General features: G+C 29.5%; 14 protein-coding genes. 6 read left to right on the forward strand and 8 right to left on the reverse strand.

The features are described from left to right. Window positions 1-633 precede the first annotated feature (633 nt). The gene (locus tag A8C32_RS04435; protein WP_069829247.1) at window positions 634-1,683 is read left to right on the forward strand and encodes a nucleoid-associated protein; all 1,050 of its coding nucleotides are present in this window, start codon (window positions 634-636) and stop codon (window positions 1,681-1,683) included. Window positions 1,684-1,779: 96 nt separating this feature from the next. Here A8C32_RS04435 and A8C32_RS04440 read toward each other — a convergent pair whose 3' ends face one another. Then, window positions 1,780-3,273 carry an aminotransferase-like domain-containing protein gene (locus tag A8C32_RS04440; protein WP_069829248.1) on the reverse strand — a complete coding sequence of 498 codons (1,494 nt, stop codon included), beginning with the start codon at window positions 3,271-3,273 and terminating at the stop codon, window positions 1,780-1,782. A gap of 83 nt (window positions 3,274-3,356) precedes the next feature. Here A8C32_RS04440 and A8C32_RS04445 point away from each other — a divergent pair, with 83 nt between their 5' ends. After that, a complete protein-coding gene (locus tag A8C32_RS04445; protein WP_069829249.1) occupies window positions 3,357-4,016 on the forward strand; it encodes a pyridoxamine 5'-phosphate oxidase family protein in 660 nt (219 codons plus the stop codon). A gap of 144 nt (window positions 4,017-4,160) precedes the next feature. Here the strand turns inward: A8C32_RS04445 and A8C32_RS04450 are convergent, their stop codons facing one another. Further along, on the reverse strand, window positions 4,161-4,748 hold the full coding sequence (locus A8C32_RS04450) for an NAD(P)H-dependent oxidoreductase (protein WP_069829250.1): 588 nt from the start codon (window positions 4,746-4,748) through the stop codon (window positions 4,161-4,163). A 93-nt stretch (window positions 4,749-4,841) separates the two neighbouring features. On the opposite strand from A8C32_RS04450, the gene A8C32_RS04455 reads away from it, so the two are divergent. After that, on the forward strand, window positions 4,842-5,753 hold the full coding sequence (locus tag A8C32_RS04455; protein WP_069829366.1) for a LysR family transcriptional regulator: 912 nt from the start codon (window positions 4,842-4,844) through the stop codon (window positions 5,751-5,753). A 180-nt stretch (window positions 5,754-5,933) separates the two neighbouring features. Continuing rightward, on the forward strand, window positions 5,934-6,632 hold the full coding sequence (locus tag A8C32_RS04460; RefSeq protein WP_069829251.1) for a hypothetical protein: 699 nt from the start codon (window positions 5,934-5,936) through the stop codon (window positions 6,630-6,632). A 529-nt stretch (window positions 6,633-7,161) separates the two neighbouring features. Here A8C32_RS04460 and lipB read toward each other — a convergent pair. From lipB to A8C32_RS19790, 3 genes are all read right to left on the reverse strand, one after another. Further along, the gene (lipB, locus tag A8C32_RS04470) at window positions 7,162-7,866 is read right to left on the reverse strand and encodes a lipoyl(octanoyl) transferase LipB (RefSeq protein WP_069829253.1); all 705 of its coding nucleotides are present in this window, start codon (window positions 7,864-7,866) and stop codon (window positions 7,162-7,164) included. A 2-nt stretch (window positions 7,867-7,868) separates the two neighbouring features. Next, window positions 7,869-8,627, reverse strand: coding sequence for a hypothetical protein (locus A8C32_RS04475; RefSeq protein WP_069829254.1), 759 nt, complete (start codon window positions 8,625-8,627; stop codon window positions 7,869-7,871). A gap of 64 nt (window positions 8,628-8,691) precedes the next feature. After that, complete coding sequence (locus tag A8C32_RS19790; RefSeq protein ID WP_083253250.1) at window positions 8,692-8,850, reverse strand: YqaE/Pmp3 family membrane protein; 159 nt, start codon at window positions 8,848-8,850, stop codon at window positions 8,692-8,694. A gap of 291 nt (window positions 8,851-9,141) precedes the next feature. On the opposite strand from A8C32_RS19790, the gene lysS reads away from it, so the two are divergent. After that, complete coding sequence (gene lysS, locus A8C32_RS04480; RefSeq protein ID WP_069829255.1) at window positions 9,142-10,833, forward strand: lysine--tRNA ligase; 1,692 nt, start codon at window positions 9,142-9,144, stop codon at window positions 10,831-10,833. Window positions 10,834-10,928: 95 nt separating this feature from the next. Here the strand turns inward: lysS and A8C32_RS04485 are convergent, their stop codons facing one another. Beyond that, complete coding sequence (locus tag A8C32_RS04485; RefSeq protein WP_205635370.1) at window positions 10,929-11,342, reverse strand: nuclear transport factor 2 family protein; 414 nt, start codon at window positions 11,340-11,342, stop codon at window positions 10,929-10,931. An 84-nt stretch (window positions 11,343-11,426) separates the two neighbouring features. Then, window positions 11,427-14,060 carry a valine--tRNA ligase gene (locus A8C32_RS04490; protein WP_069829257.1) on the reverse strand — a complete coding sequence of 878 codons (2,634 nt, stop codon included), beginning with the start codon at window positions 14,058-14,060 and terminating at the stop codon, window positions 11,427-11,429. A gap of 310 nt (window positions 14,061-14,370) precedes the next feature. Between A8C32_RS04490 and A8C32_RS04495 the strand changes: the two genes are divergently transcribed. Beyond that, a complete protein-coding gene (locus tag A8C32_RS04495) occupies window positions 14,371-14,796 on the forward strand; it encodes a DUF1573 domain-containing protein (protein ID WP_069829367.1) in 426 nt (141 codons plus the stop codon). Between the two features lie 60 nt (window positions 14,797-14,856). Here the strand turns inward: A8C32_RS04495 and A8C32_RS04500 are convergent, their stop codons facing one another. Next, the gene (locus A8C32_RS04500) at window positions 14,857-16,197 is read right to left on the reverse strand and encodes an aspartyl protease family protein (protein WP_069829258.1); all 1,341 of its coding nucleotides are present in this window, start codon (window positions 16,195-16,197) and stop codon (window positions 14,857-14,859) included. Window positions 16,198-16,262 lie beyond the last annotated feature (65 nt).

Below are 16,262 nucleotides of genomic sequence, written 5' to 3' on the forward strand. Positions count from 1 at the left end.
AACATTTTATTATTAGTTAATTACAAATACTCGTTAACTGTATAAAGGAAATCCAAATAAAAAAATAAAATGTATTTCTAAGTAATTAAATTGTAGTTTTAAATTTATAAACACTTATATAGACGTATAATCATGGGAGATATTATACAAGAAGAAACCTTTTAAATATTTACAATGAATTTATTCTTAAATCTCTATAATAATTGGAGTTAAAACTTAAAAGGCTGATTTATTTATTCTTACTTTTTCAGTGTTCATTTATAAAAAAGTAGAATTACTGGATTATAAAATAATAATATTTTTTTTCTTATATGAATATTATTAAAGGCTATTCTATTAAAATGTTAAATCAATACATTAATTCAAAATAAGCTTTCTCTAAATAGAAACTAATTTTTATATTTATATCATTTATTATCAAACGTTTATATTGAAAACAAAATCTCAGAAGATTATTTATAGATTTCTAATAAAAACAAAACATTACTTTTAATAGTACTGTTTTATAAAATATAACGATAACCAAATCGAGAAAGTCCTCTAATCTTGAACGTCAAAGCAAAAGCTTTGACGTTCTTTTTTACTGTTATTTAAACTTAATTTAATACTATTGCAGTCTTAATAAAAACAGACATGATTTCAAGAAAAAACGCAAGTATTTCAAAATTTATAATTCATAAAGTTGGAAACAAACATAACGACACTAAAAATGCCTTTTCCGAAAAAGAAGTTATTTTTGATGAAGATAGTTACGAACTCATGCTTCCTTTTTTATTAAGACCTTTTGGTAATCTTGTTCAAAGTTATCGTTTTAGCCATCATTCTAATGTTGAGTTAAATGAAATTAATACGTATAGCAAACAAATTTTCAACGATGATGAAGCCTTTGTTGAAACCTCAAAAAATATTGTAAAACACCTGTATGAACAATCAAACTCATCTCAAATAAAAACAGGTGATGTTTTAATTGCTCTTTTTGAAGGTATTGAATATAAGGAAATGACCACCAATGCTGTTGGAATTTTTAAAATTGAAAGCAAAACTAATTTCTTTCAAACCTATTTAGAAAACAACAGTTATGATGTTTTAGTACAAAATGGTATCTCTTCTAAAAAGGTAGATAAAGGTTGTCTTATTTTAAACCAAACAGACATGGAAGGTAGTATTGTTTTAACTGTAGATAATAATAGTTATGATGCCCAATATTGGTTAGACAAATTCTTAAATATTAAATATGCAGATGACATGAATAACCACACGCATAATTACCTTAATATGTGTAGTGAGTTTTCTACCGAAATACTAAAAACCAGTTATGGTGAACAAGAACGTAATATCTTTTTAGCAAAAACGATAGATTATTTTAAAGAAAATGAAATTGTAAATATTGAACGCTTTAAAGAAGAAATATTTGAAGAAGAAAAACATATTCGAATGTTTGAAGATTATAAGAAAGAATATGAAGATGAACAAAATGTACTTATTAGAAATCAATTTGATTTAGCTGAAGCTGTTGTAAACAAAGACAAAAAGAAAATTAAAACAGACATTAAACTAGACACCAATATACAGATAAAACTAGATATTGATGCTCCAGATGCTGCAACAGAATATTTAGAACGTGGTTTTGATGACGAAAAGAAAATGCACTATTATAAAGTATTTTTTAATGCTGAGGCTTAAATTTATTTAATAGCACAGTAATTACGCATAAAAATGAAATTACTATACAACATATAAGAAGACTACTAAAAACACAGTAACCTTCTTACATCTTGCTTAATTATTTTCATACCCTTTTACAATTTCCAAAGTCTTTTTCAATCGTTTTACAAACTCATATATTTCAGTTTCATTATAAGCTGCAAAACCTATTCTTATAGCATTATGATTTATCTCTCCCATATCATAACGTTGCCATTCTGGAATAACTAACTTTTGTTTTTTCGCAATTTTAGAAACAGTACTCCAAGAGTATTTTTTATTTAATGTTGCCCAGATAGCCATACCTCCTCTAGGTATTTCAAAAGATAAATAGCCTTCTAATTCATTTCGTAAAAGTTTACAAAACAGATCTCTTCTATTTTTATAAATCTTAACTACCTTTTTTAAATGCCTATCTAAACTCCCCGATTTTATAAAATTAGCAAAAGTTAATTCTAATACTGCATCTCCTTGTCTATCTATAAAACGGCGCATTTTTGCACACTCATCAACAAAATTTTTAGGAGCAATTAAATAACCCACTCTATAAACTGGTGCTACAGCCTTACAAACAGAACCTACATAAATAACATTACCATTTTTATCATGGCTCGCTAATGGTAAAATAGGTGCATGACTATAATGAAAATCGTAATCATAGTCATCTTCAATAATAGCCAAATTATATATTTTAGCTAAATTTAAAATATGTATTCTACGTTCTGCAGACATGGTTACAGTTGTTGGGTGATGATGATGCGGTGTTGTATAAATAGCTTTTACAGGATATTTTTCACAAAGTTTTTCTATAGCATTAGTGTCTAATCCATTTTCATCAACAGCAACCCTTAAAAGTTTTCCTCCAGAAAACTCAAAGGTTGTATCTGAAGAACTATAATTAGTTTCTCCAATAATTATATATTCATTATTTGAAATTAATAATTGAGCAGCCAAATACATCCCCATTTGGCTTCCTCTGGTAATAACAATATTGTCTTTTGTAATATTCAACCCTCGTGTTTCATTTAAATAAGTCACCAAACTTTCTCTTAATGATCCATTTCCATAAGTCGTACCATACCCTAAATGATTTATAATACTCTTTTTACTAGACAATTTTCTATAAATCATTGCTATTTCATTTACTGGAGCTAATCTCCCATCTGAAACACCATCATTAATATATATAAAATCCTCCTCATAACTTTGAGGGAACGCTCTATCCAAAATAGGGTCTATAGTAAAAGAAAAACCTGTACTAATTTCTTTTTTACTTCTTGAAGCATCTCCTAACTTTTGTTTTTGTATAACAGGAATGTTTTTATTTACAAAAGTTCCTTTTTGAGGCACACTTTCTACCCATCCTTGCAAAATCAATTCTTCATAACAAGCTACTACCGTTTTTCTATGTAAACCAATTAATTCTGATAAAGTTCTACTCCCTGGTAGTTTTGTATTTGGTAAAAGCCTTCCTTTTTTAATCAATACTATAAATTGATTTGTTAATTGTATATATAAAGCTTGTTTACTTGATCTATCTATTTGTATAATGGTTTTATAAGGAATCATAACTGGACTATTAAAATAATAAAAACTGGACGATATTTATACTCCACAAAACTATTAATTTTATGCTTATAAAAATAATAGTCATGAAAACACACGAAATATCGGAGTTAAACAAAGTAAAAAGAGGTGCAAATAGAGCCACTTATAATGTTGAAGAAATAAACAATATTCTTGATGTTGGTTTTATTGGATACGTAGGTTATACTTTTAATAAAAAAGCCATAACCATACCAATGGCTTATGGCAGAATAGGGGACAAAATATATTTACACGGGTCTAAAAAAAATAGAATGCTCTTGGCTTTATTAGAAAATAAAGAAGCTAGCATGACAGTCATGCATTTAGATGGTCTAGTTTTAGCTCGTTCTGGATTACATCATTCTGTAAATTATAGATCGGCTACAATATTTGGGAATGTTACTCAAATTGATGATCCCATAAAAAAGGAAAATATTTTAAAATGTGTTGTAGATCAAATGATTTCAAGAAGATGGGAAGACATTAGACCTATAAATGAAAAAGAACTTAACGGAACTTTAGTTGTTGAAATGACCATAAAAACGGCTTCTGCTAAAATTAGAGCAGAAGGGGTTATAGATGAAAAAAGCGATCTTAATCTACCTATTTGGGCTGGCGTGGTTCCTATTAAACAAATTGCCAAATTCCCTGTTAGTGATGCTTTATTGGATGAAAATATAAATATACCTCAACATGTTTTAGATTATTACAATCTCAATAAATAACTATAAATCCAACTTAAAACACCCTTGACAACAAATTAACAAGGGTGTTTTATTAGGAATATAAACTTAATTTTTATCAGAAAAATACATCTACTTAATTAAACTTCCTATGTAAAACATTTAAACTATATTAGATACAAGTTCTCAAAAACTACCTTCAAGAAACAATTTATACCTCTTTAGTTCTTCATCAATATTTGCATTTTTCTCAACATCATGAAACTGTAATGACTCCATTAAATTCAGTCCTAAGTACCTATTCATCCCATGAAATCCAGATAAAACACCTTCATCTGCTCCTTGTTCATTAAAAAATTCGTTGGGTATAATAAATGCACCTTTTGGAGCATTCCAACTTGTTGTTAGTATGTAATGCTTTCCTTTTAGCAACCCTCCAGTTCCATAATTAATTTCGGGGTTTTCATGACTTCTTCCATCACTAACCCAAAGTCCATTTCCATAACCTGCTGTTAGTACTTCATCTAAATATTTTTTAAATTTATAAGGCACCGAAAACCACCAAATAGGTGTATGATAAATAATAACATCTGCCCAAACAAATTTTGAAACTTCTTCTTCAATATTGTACTCTTTATTTATTTCGGTTTCTTTTACCTTGTAATTACTTGACTTATCAAAAAAAGATTTACTTATATTATATAAGGATTTATTAAACTCTCCTTTAGCGATTGCAAAAGCATGCCAACCATTTATTATTAAAATATTTTTCATCATTATTATTTTTAACTTTCGGCAAATATATACTGAACATATACATCATTAAAATAATACAAATTATACCTTTGTATTATAAAAATGATAGGAATGATAAATTTAGAATGGTATAGAACTTTTAAAGCAGTGTATGAAGAAGGCAATTTAACCAAAGCTTCTAAAAGGCTTTTCTCTTCACAACCAGGAGTGAGTTTACACCTTAATTCTTTAGAAGCTTATGTTGGTTATAAGCTTTTTGAAAGAACATCTCGAAAAATGGTTCCTACGGAAAGAGCTATAGTACTTTATGATTATATTTTAGATGCATTACAAAAATTAGAAAAATCTGAACATCATTTTAAAAAAACGGGTTTAGGGAATAGAAAAACAGTAAGTATAGGCATGTGTTCTGAAATATTTCAAACTTTTTTCGAACCTAATATGAATCGTTTTGATTTTGATATTATAGCACATTTTGGAGAATACCCTCAAATGTTAAAAGAACTGGATGAAGGCATTTTAGACTTAGTAATTACTCCTAAAAAAAATACGAATCAGAATATTTTTTACACTTCTTTTTTTAGTCAAAAGCTATTATTAATTGCTAATAATAAAATAGACACTCAAAAAATAGAACTATCAATTAAAAATAAAAATTGGAAGGTCTTAGAAAAACAATTAATGAATCAAATTTGGTATAGTTCATCTAATGTTACTGGCTTTATAAAACAATTTTGGCTTTTAAATTTTAACAAAAAACAATACAACAAACCTAATTACATTGTCCCTAATATGAATTCAATTCTTAGATGTCTAGAAAGCAGTGAAGGAGTTGCGTTAATTCCTAGTTTTTTATGCGAAAAAGAATTAAAAAATGGTACAATAAAACTTATATGGGAAGGTAATAATGAATTAAAAGACATCTTTTATTTTGCCAAGAAAAATACCCTGAAATTGAAAAATGAAATTTTAAAAATTGAAAGTATAATTTCCCAAGAAACTTTAAAATTTAATTCCTTATAAATAATAAACATAATTTCACGATCCTTTTCGATGTAGAAAATTAGCTTAACTTTGTCAGAAAAATTATCAACATTGTTTAATTTACAATATAACAATACCTTTTCTGAGTTATTTCAGATTAAAAAAAAATTACAAACCTTTACAGTTAGAACTATTTAAACAAACAGAAACCCCGTATTTATGAATTTACTTTTAGTAGAAGCTGCAAAAAAATTAGGTACAGATAAAGAGATAATGGATTCATATTGGGCGTACCATGAAAGAGAACAAAACTGGTTTTTCTCTCCCAATCCTAATTTAAACCAAGCATCAAGAAGACCAGCTTCATTTGACAATTGGAGTTCTTGGGATAGACTATCAACTAAACAAAAAATGACATTATCTACTTTGGCTGGATTTAAAAATGATGCAACCGATATAAAAAGGAATAAAAATCACTTCTCAAAATTAAGAGAAGCCTATATAAGTAAATGGAGAACAGATTTATATAGTATTTTTTGGGCTAATGATAGCAATGAGAAATTATGGCTTTGTAATGTTTTTGTTGGAGATGCTATTTATCTATGTAACGGTAAAAACTTTACTTCTGGAAACAATCATTATTATGATCCCAAACAAATTTATAATGGGCAATCCTTTTTAAAGAAACGAAATAGCTTTAAAAATGTACAAGCAGGTGATATTTGTGTTTTTGGAACTAGCCACGTAGAAATTATTACAAAAATTCATAAAAACTGGATTGCCGATGATGGCTTTTGTTCTATTGGAGCTGGACGTGGCGGAAACAGAGATGATATGGGACTTATTAAATGTGACTCATTTTTTTCTTTTGGAAAACGAGAATTAGATAATGATAATCATACTTATTTTCAAATATAAAACATGAAAAAAAACTTTAAATTTCATTTAATAGCCACTATAATTAATATTGTATTAATTATATTTTTATTAAAAATTCATGAATATGTTATTGACGAATTTATAGACGATTTGTTTTTTATAAGGGCTGAAGAAAACTTCTATCTGATATATCTAATTTCAATCTTTCTATTTTCTTGGCTTGCTACTTTTACTATATATAAATTTAAAAATTACAAAAAGCACTTTATAGTTTTTTTATCTTCACTATTACTTTTCATTTTTTCACTTATTGTATATGATATATTTAGTAATATTAAAATTGACATTGAATACTACGATGGTTTTTTTAATTATTGCTTAAAAAAAAGCTATTATGTATTATTCAAAGAAGAGACTCTTATTGCTTCTATTATAATTTCAGTTTCAATTTATATTAGCCAAATGGTAATTGGAAAAAAACTGCTACCAAAAATGTATAGAAATAAGATATAATGGCGGTTATTTATGTTTCTATATCTAGAAGAAGATTACGATCAAAAAAATAAACTTAAGACTTTATAAACTCCGCCTCAAAAAGCTTTGTAAAATGTTTTAATAACTTTTCTTTTACTTCTACCTCATCAACAGTTTTTTGTGCCAATTCTACATTTAAAGATGTTACTGCCTTACCACGAATACCACAAGGAATAATATTATCAAAATACCCTAAATTAGCATTAACATTAAGAGCAAATCCATGCATGGTTACCCAGCGACTTGCTCGCACTCCCATGGCACAAATTTTACGTGCAAATGGTGTACCTACATCCAACCAAACTCCTGTTTCTCCAGGGCTTCTTTCCGCTTTTAAACCGTATTCCTCTAAAGTAAGAATAATCATTTCTTCTAAGAAACGCAGGTATTTATGTATATCTGTAAAAAAGTTTTCTAAATCTAAGATAGGATAGCCTACTATTTGCCCAGGGCCATGATAGGTAATATCTCCACCCCGATTAATTTTATAAAATACCGCGCCTTTTTCTTTTAACTGTTCTTCATTTAAAAGAAGATTAGAAAAATCGCCACTCTTACCTAAAGTATAAACATGAGGATGCTCTACAAACAAAAAATGATTTTCTGTTTGTAAACCTGCATCTTCTCTTCTATTCTTTATTTTAGTATCTACAATATCCTTAAACAATTGCTCTTGGTAATCCCAAGTTTGTTTATAGTCTTTGTTTCCTAAATCTTGTATTTTTATTGTTTTATTCAATCTTAGTCTTCTAATACTATTTCTAAATTCATAACTTCTGGATCTGTCATGTATTCCATCAATCCATATTCTATGGTTACTGTTTTTCCATCTGCGCTAAATAGTGCATTTTCATTAGATACAGATTTTATTCTTCTAGGAAAATGGTATTTAAGTTTATATTTTGAAGTACCAAACATCATTGCGGCTTGTCCCAAACTATCTTGTAATTGTTTTTGTACTTCTTTATCTAATACCTTTACTGTTCGTTTAAATACGCCTTTATTAAATGAATAACTTAATTCTGAATTACCGCCACTTCCCATTGATGAAAATGGATTTGTTGGATCGTTAGCTTTTGCTCCTCCTTTTCCTTGTAAATTTCCCAGAGCACTTAATGCTGTAAACATATCTTGCAGTTCATTAGCATTTTTAAAATCTGTAGAAATATCAAAATTCATTTTCTTTTTCTCTTCACTCATTACCATATGTACTGAGAAAGGTTCTAAAGCTTTTAATTTTTCTTGTTCTTCTTTTGAAAGTAGAGCAACACTATCCTTTTTTTGTTCGAAAATCTCTTTAAATGTAAATGTAGAATCTATTTCTTTTTCGTCTGTCCCTTTGGTTAACTCTCCGCCTCCCATTTGCATAATTTCTGAGGCATCAAAACTAAACTCCATTTTCCCAGAACCATCTTCATTAATGTAAATGTTTTCTGAAAACTGACAACTAGCAAACATAAAGCTTACTACACATAACAGTAAAAGTGTAATTCTATTCATTTTTTATAAATAAATTTAAGGGTTAAAACCATATAACATAGTTTTTAATTTGGACAAAGGTAATTTAATTTTTAGGATTATTAAGTATTACTAATGCTGCAATAACTCCAGGTACCCAGCCACAAAGCCATAGTAAAAAAACAATAAAAATAGATCCACAACCTTTACCTATAACTGCTAAAGGTGGACAAATAATTGCTAATAAAACTCTCCTGAAACTCATAATATTTTTTTTGAATACCAAAATTTAAGTTTGGTATTTTGTTGATGTTATTTATTTGACGCAGCACGATCTATTTTGTTACAGTTTATGCTACAGCTTAATTTGGTATTTTCTTTCTTTTGCGTTAGGGATAGTAATGAAAATCCTTTTTGTAAGGCACGAACAAAAAGATTGTAATGTATAGCCCGACCCTTGTGGTAACGCCAAAAAAAATCGTAATTCAATAATCGTTAATCGTAATTCAAATGATTATCTTTGTGTCTTTAAAAATCACATATAGCATTTTAGAATATGTCGCAATTATCAGAGCAAGAGCTTGTACGAAGAGAAAAATTAGTAAAATTACGTGAATTAGGTGTTAACCCATACCCTGCAGATTTATACCCTGTAAATCATACCTCTAAACAGGTTAAAGATGCGTTTGAAGAAGGCAAGAAGGTTATTATAGCTGGTAGATTAATGATGGTAAAAGTGCAAGGTAAAGCGAGTTTTGCACAATTACAGGATGCTGAAGGAAAAATACAAGTATATTTTAATCGTGATGAGATTTGTCCAGGAGAGGACAAAGTAAAATACAATGAAATCTTTAAAAAATTATTAGATTTTGGTGATTTTATTGGCATTGAGGGTGAATTATTCACAACTCAAGTTGGTGAAAAATCGGTTAGAGTTAAAGATTTCACTTTATTAAGTAAAGCTTTAAAACCACTTCCTTTACCTAAGGAAAAAGATGGTGTAATATATGATGCATTTACAGATCCTGAGCAACGTTACAGACAACGTTATGCAGATTTGGTTGTAAACCCACAGGTTAAAGATGTATTTGTTAAGCGTACTAAATTGTTTAATGCAATGCGTTCGTTTTTTAATGATTCTGGGTATTTTGAGGTTGAGACTCCAGTTTTACAGCCTATTCCTGGTGGTGCAGCTGCGCGTCCTTTTATTACGCATCACAATGCTTTAGATGTGCCTTTATATATGAGAATTGCTAACGAATTATATCTTAAAAGATTAATTGTTGGTGGTTTTGATGGTGTGTATGAGTTTTCTAAAAACTTTAGAAACGAAGGGATGGATAGAACTCATAATCCTGAGTTTACTGCTATGGAGATTTATGTGGCGTATAAGGATTATAACTGGATGATGGGCTTCTGTGAAAGCTTATTAGAGCATTGTGCTATTGCTGTAAACGGAACTTCTAAGGCTACTTTTGGTGAGCATGAAATAGATTTCAAAGCACCTTATGCTAGAGTAACCATGGCAGATTCTATTAAGCATTTTACTGGTTTTGATATTACTGGAAAGAGTGAAAATGAGATTAGACAAGCTGCCAAAGACCTAGGTATTGAAGTTGATGAAACCATGGGTAAAGGTAAATTGATTGATGAGATTTTTGGTGAAAAATGTGAGGGCAACTACATACAGCCTACCTTTATAACGGATTACCCTAAGGAAATGAGTCCTTTATGTAAGGAACACCGTGAAAACCCTGAATTAACGGAGCGTTTTGAGTTAATGGTTTGTGGTAAAGAAATTGCAAATGCTTATTCTGAATTGAATGATCCTATTGACCAACGTGAGCGTTTTGAGCATCAACTTAAGCTTGCTGCTAAGGGTGATGATGAGGCTACTGAGTTTATTGATCATGACTTTTTACGTGCTTTAGAATATGGTATGCCTCCTACTTCTGGAATGGGTATTGGTATGGATAGATTAATTATGTTTTTAACTAACAACCAATCAATACAAGAGGTTTTATTCTTCCCACAAATGCGACCTGAGAAAAAGGCATTGGCTATTAGTGATGAAGGTAAAGCACTTTTAATTTTACTTAAAAAGGCTGAACGTTTAGGTTTAAATGATTTAAAAGTACAGTCTGGCTTATCTAATAAAAAATGGGATAAGACTATTAAAGAACTTACTAAAAACAATCTTGCTAAAGTTGAAAAAACGGAGGAAGGTTTGTTTGTTGAAACAGTATAAGTTTTAAAACTTAATTCTTATACCAAATAAAAAGCTCAAAATTGAATTCAATTTTGAGCTTTTTATTTTATAACTTTCTTTTATTTACAGAAAAACTACTTTAATTTTCTATCTGCTTCGTTTATTGCTAAATCGTTTATACTGGCATACCTCTTTTTCATAAGGCCATTTTCGTCAAACTCCCAATTTTCGTTACCATAGGCTCTAAACCAATCTCCATTCTTAGTTTGGTATTCATATTCAAATCTTACAGCAATTCTATTGTCTGTATGCGCCCAATAGTCTTTTTTAAGTTTATAGTTTAGCTCTGTATTCCACTTTTGCGTAAGAAATGCAATTATTTCTTCACGTCCATTAACAAACTGATCTCTATTTCTCCATTCGCTATCTACAGTATATGCTTTCGATACGTTTTCTGGGTTTTTACTATTCCAACCGTTTTCTGCCATTTGAATTTTTTCTTTGGCAGTTTCTATAGTAAAAGGAGGCAGTGGGTGTTTTTGTTCCATAATTAATGCTTTTATAATTTATTATTACATTAAACGTGTAATACGTTTAATGTAATAATAATGAGTCGAAAACCTAAACAAATACTAACCTAAATTAGCTAAACTTGTTTTAAGCGTTTCTATTTTAGCTAAAGCATCTGCTTCTTTTTTCTTTTCACTTGCTACAACTTGTTCTGGTGCTCCTGCAACAAAACGTTCGTTAGACAACTTCTTTTGTACCGATTTTAAGAAACCTTCTGTATATTTTAATTCTTCTGTTAGTTTTTTAACCTCTGCTTCTACATCGATAGTTCCTGCCATTGGAATAAAATATTCATTAGACTTTACTCTAAATGTTAAAGCGCCTTCAACAGCTTCGGTTGTATAATCTATACTTTCTAAATTACCAAGTTTTGCTATAATGGCATCAAAAGTTGTTGATGACTTTTCATTATTTATTGCAGAAAAACCAATAGCATCTTTAAATGCAATATTTTTTTGTTTTCTAATATTTCTTATCCCCGAAATTACTTCCGAAGCAAATTCAAATTCTGTAATTAAAGCCTCATTTACTGGCTTTGTTTCTGGCCACTTGGCTACGATAAGTGCTTCTTCTGAGGTTCTTTCAGAAATATAATGCCATATATCTTCTGTTAAGAATGGCATAAATGGATGTATTATTTTTAAATTATCTTCAAAAATAGCGATTACGCTTTTTAGTGTTTTCTCGTCTATAGGTTGCTGGTATGCTGGCTTAACCATTTCTAAAAGCCAACCACAAAAATCATCATAAATTAATTTATAGATAGCCATTAAAGCATCACTTAGTCTGTATTTGCTAAAATGATCTTCTATTTCTACTAATGATTTTTGAAATTTAGACTCGTACCATGCTATTGCTATTTTACTAGCTTCTGGTTGTTCTATATTGTTATCTACTTCCCAACCATTTACTAAGCGGTAGGCATTCCATATTTTATTTCCAAAACCTTTACCTTGTTGACATAGGGCTTCATCGAACATTAAATCGTTTCCTGCTGCAGAACTTAATAGCAAACCTACACGTACGCCATCTGCGCTATATTCTTCTATAAGTTTTAGTGAGTCTGGTGAGTTTCCTAAGGATTTACTCATTTTACGACGTTGCTTATCTCGTACCAATCCTGTTAAGTAAACATTATTGAATGGTTTTTCGTCTTTATATTCGTAACCTGCAATAATCATACGGGCTACCCAAAAGAATAGAATATCTGGCCCGGTTACTAAATCGTTTGTTGGGTAATAATATTTTATTTCTTCATTTTCTGGGTTTCTAATACCATCAAAAACACTCATTGGCCATAACCAAGAAGAAAACCAGGTGTCTAACGCATCTTTGTCTTGCGTTAAATTTTCTTTACTTAAAGTTGTATTTCCTGTTTTTGCTCTTGCTTTTTCTAATGCTAACTCTATACTTTCTGCTACTACAAAATCTTCTTTTCCATCACCGTAGTAGTATGCAGGTATTTGTTGTCCCCACATAAGTTGACGAGAAATATTCCAATCGCGAATATTCTCCATCCAGTGTCTGTATGTGTTTTCAAATTTCTTAGGAAACAATTTAATATCATCATCTTCTAAAACAGCTTTAATGGCTGGTTTTACCAAATCTTCCATTTTAAGAAACCATTGGTCACTTAAACGTGGTTCGATAACTGCTTTAGTTCTTTCAGAAGTTCCTACTTTATTTATATGTGTTTCCGTTTTAATTAAAACACCTTGTTCTTCAAGTTCTTTAGCTATTGCTTTACGTACTACAAAACGGTCTTTACCTTCGTAATGCATTCCAAAACTATTTAAGGATGCATCTTCGTTAAAAATGTCTATAACTTCAAGTTTATGCTTATCTCCTAAAACTTTATCGTTTTCATCGTGTGCTGGTGTTACTTTTAAACATCCTGTACCAAATTCTACATCTACATAATCGTCTTCTATAATTGGTATAACACGTTTACATATAGGCACAATGGCTTTTTTACCTTTTAAATGTGTAAAACGGGAGTCGTTAGGGTTAATACAAATGGCTGTATCTCCAAAAATAGTTTCTGGTCTTGTTGTTGCAATGGTTAAAGTATCGTCGCTACCTTCTATTTTATAATTTAAATAATATAGGTTTCCTTGACGTTCTTCGTGTATTACTTCTTCGTCTGATAATGTTGTTTTTGCTTCTGGATCCCAGTTTACCATACGGTAACCTCTGTATATTAATCCTTTTTCATGTAAATCAACAAACACCTTAATAACGGCTTCAGACATATCGTCATCCATTGTAAATTTGGTTCTATCCCAATCGCAAGAACAACCTAGTTTTTTTAATTGCTCCAAGATAACGCCTCCGTATTCGTGAGTCCAATCCCAAGCATGTTTTAAAAATTCTTCTCGAGATAAATCGTTTTTATCAATACCTTGCTCTTTTAATTTAGCAACAACTTTGGCTTCTGTAGCTATAGATGCATGGTCTGTACCTGGTACCCAGCATGCGTTTTTGCCTAATAAACGTGCACGACGAATTAATACATCTTGAATTGTATTGTTTAACATATGCCCCATATGCAGTACTCCTGTGACGTTTGGTGGTGGAATAACGATGGTATATGGTTCTCTATCGTCTGGTGTAGAATGAAAATAATTGTTTTTCATCCAGTAGTCGTACCATTTGTTTTCTACCTGTTTTGCATCATATTTTGCTGGAATGCTCATACTTTGGAATAGTTTTTGAATAATGATTGCAAAAGTACTTATATTTCTTTTGCTGTGAAATGAGCATTACTAAAAATTTTTCTATAAATATGAGATATTTATTATGTGTATTTACTGAAAAGTAATACATATGTATAGCCATGTTGTATATGTTAATATACAGGCAATACATCTATTATTTTTGTAGATTGTCGAAAAAGTAAGTATGTTTGACCCGAACTTAAGATTAAAAATCATGAAATATCCATTAAATTAACAAACAATAGACGGATGTTACATGCTAAACAATAGAACACTAAAAATAAACGCAATGAAACAACTAATTACAATTTTATTCATCGGATTAATAAGTTTTTCTGTTAATGCTCAAAAAGCAGCAAAAATAGAATTTAAAGAAGATACCATTGATTATGGTACAATTGAAAAAGGAGCTAACGGTGTTAGGACTTTTGAATTTACAAACACAGGAGATGCTCCACTTATTATCTCTAAAGTATCTTCTAGTTGTGGGTGTACAATTCCTAAAAAACCAAAAGATCCTATTTTACCTGGAAAAACTGGAGAAATAGAAGTTAAATATGATACAAATAGAGTCAACCCAATAAGAAAAACAATTACTGTTATTTCTAATGCAACAAATACACCTACAGTAGCATTAAAAATTAAAGGTTTGGTTGTAGATCCTAGCAAAACCAATGTACTTGAGAAGAAGAGCAAGAGTATTGTACAAAAATAAACTTCATTTTTAATAAATAATTTAAATAAGGCTTAAACAACATGTTTAAGCCTTATTTAATTAAAATAATTTTTGCAATTGAAAGTAAAAAGTTGAAACAAGACCATTTCTATCTATCTTTAATTTCATCCTTTTGCCTGCATCGTCATAAAACATTTCTACTATTTCCTGTAACGAGTACTCATGTGCTTGCTTATTATTTATACTTAAAATAACATCTCCAATCTTTAACCCTGATTCTTCTGCAGGAGAACCTTCTCGCAATTCTACAATGGTATAAGCTGGTTTTAATGATATTTTATACTCAGGATCTATAATAATTTTAGTACTATTCTGAGTTCCATTATCCACTAATGGAATATCATTATTTCTTAGTCTATTTTTATCAATTTCTTTAACCAACCTGACACCATCATGTTCCAATTCAATACCACTTTTATTATAACTAAATTTTTCTTTAAAATGGTTATTTTTTTTCAATTTTAATATTGCTTTCTGATAATCAAAAATAATATTGAATCGTTTTAAAATATTCCCAGACAAACTCCCATTACGATCCTTTATTTTTTTTGCCAATAATACTGATGTAGAATCGGGAAAAGCAACATTAGCATTTTTAAGTACAAAACTTTTTAAAGAAAATGTTTTAACTTTAGAACGTTTACCATAAACACTACCGCTTAGTCCATGACCAAGAAAATCATTAAAAAACTTATCTCCAGCTCTTATCCCTAAGGAATCATCTTCAAATAACCATAGTGCATCACTACCTCCTGAGTCTATTAATAATTTAACAGGAATATTTTTCTTACCCAGATTAACCTCTGCATATATATAAGGTTTCCCATTATAAAACTCCAAATTAAACCGCTCACATTTTTTACATTTTTTATATTTAAACTTCTTAGGAATAGTTAATTTCAAGTATTTACTTGAGTAATTTATTTCCACTATAAAATCTTTAAATATATCTAAACCAATAATACCATGAACAGGAACTCCCAATTTAAGGCCAAAATTCAAGTTACTATTAAATACAGCATATAAATCTTGTTTTAACTTTACTGCTTCTCCTATTTTAAAAACATTATTTCTAGACCTCAAAGCTTCAACTGTTTCCCCATTACCTAAGCCTCTTAAATGAATCGTTTCTGTATCTCGTATTTTTAGTGTGTCTGAAACATTTAAAAAATTAAAAATAATAGGTTTACTTACTCCAGTATCTAATAAAAAAGATAAGTTAACACCATTTACTTCTACAGGTAGAACTATTAAATTGTTTATTAACTTAAATTTTATTTTATCAGATTGTGTTTTATTTTGAATAACAAATTTACTTTGCGAAAATCCCAAAAAGCTAAAACAATAAAACAATACTATTAGGGCTAAAAACCTTTTCATTCAGGGAATATTAATAGTTTCATAAATTCAATTTACAACTCTTTATATTAGAATAATTATATTAT

It is taken from the genome of Flavivirga aquatica (assembly GCF_001747085.1).
Classification (GTDB): domain Bacteria; phylum Bacteroidota; class Bacteroidia; order Flavobacteriales; family Flavobacteriaceae; genus Algibacter_C; species Algibacter_C aquatica.

What these genes read in the sequence shown, in the direction of transcription:
- A8C32_RS04460 (WP_069829251.1), top strand. Translation starts at nt 5,934, where the DNA reads ATGAATTTACTTTTAGTAGAAGCTGCAAAAAAATTAGGTACAGATAAA.
- A8C32_RS04490 (WP_069829257.1), bottom strand. Translation starts at nt 14,060, where the DNA reads ATGAGCATTCCAGCAAAATATGATGCAAAACAGGTAGAAAACAAATGG.
- A8C32_RS19790 (WP_083253250.1), bottom strand. Translation starts at nt 8,850, where the DNA reads ATGAGTTTCAGGAGAGTTTTATTAGCAATTATTTGTCCACCTTTAGCA.
- lysS (WP_069829255.1), top strand. Translation starts at nt 9,142, where the DNA reads ATGTCGCAATTATCAGAGCAAGAGCTTGTACGAAGAGAAAAATTAGTA.
- A8C32_RS04445 (WP_069829249.1), top strand. Translation starts at nt 3,357, where the DNA reads ATGAAAACACACGAAATATCGGAGTTAAACAAAGTAAAAAGAGGTGCA.
- A8C32_RS04440 (WP_069829248.1), bottom strand. Translation starts at nt 3,273, where the DNA reads ATGATTCCTTATAAAACCATTATACAAATAGATAGATCAAGTAAACAA.
- A8C32_RS04450 (WP_069829250.1), bottom strand. Translation starts at nt 4,748, where the DNA reads ATGAAAAATATTTTAATAATAAATGGTTGGCATGCTTTTGCAATCGCT.
- A8C32_RS04475 (WP_069829254.1), bottom strand. Translation starts at nt 8,627, where the DNA reads ATGAATAGAATTACACTTTTACTGTTATGTGTAGTAAGCTTTATGTTT.
- A8C32_RS04485 (WP_205635370.1), bottom strand. Translation starts at nt 11,342, where the DNA reads ATGGAACAAAAACACCCACTGCCTCCTTTTACTATAGAAACTGCCAAA.
- A8C32_RS04495 (WP_069829367.1), top strand. Translation starts at nt 14,371, where the DNA reads ATGAAACAACTAATTACAATTTTATTCATCGGATTAATAAGTTTTTCT.
- A8C32_RS04500 (WP_069829258.1), bottom strand. Translation starts at nt 16,197, where the DNA reads ATGAAAAGGTTTTTAGCCCTAATAGTATTGTTTTATTGTTTTAGCTTT.
- A8C32_RS04435 (WP_069829247.1), top strand. Translation starts at nt 634, where the DNA reads ATGATTTCAAGAAAAAACGCAAGTATTTCAAAATTTATAATTCATAAA.
- A8C32_RS04455 (WP_069829366.1), top strand. Translation starts at nt 4,842, where the DNA reads ATGATAAATTTAGAATGGTATAGAACTTTTAAAGCAGTGTATGAAGAA.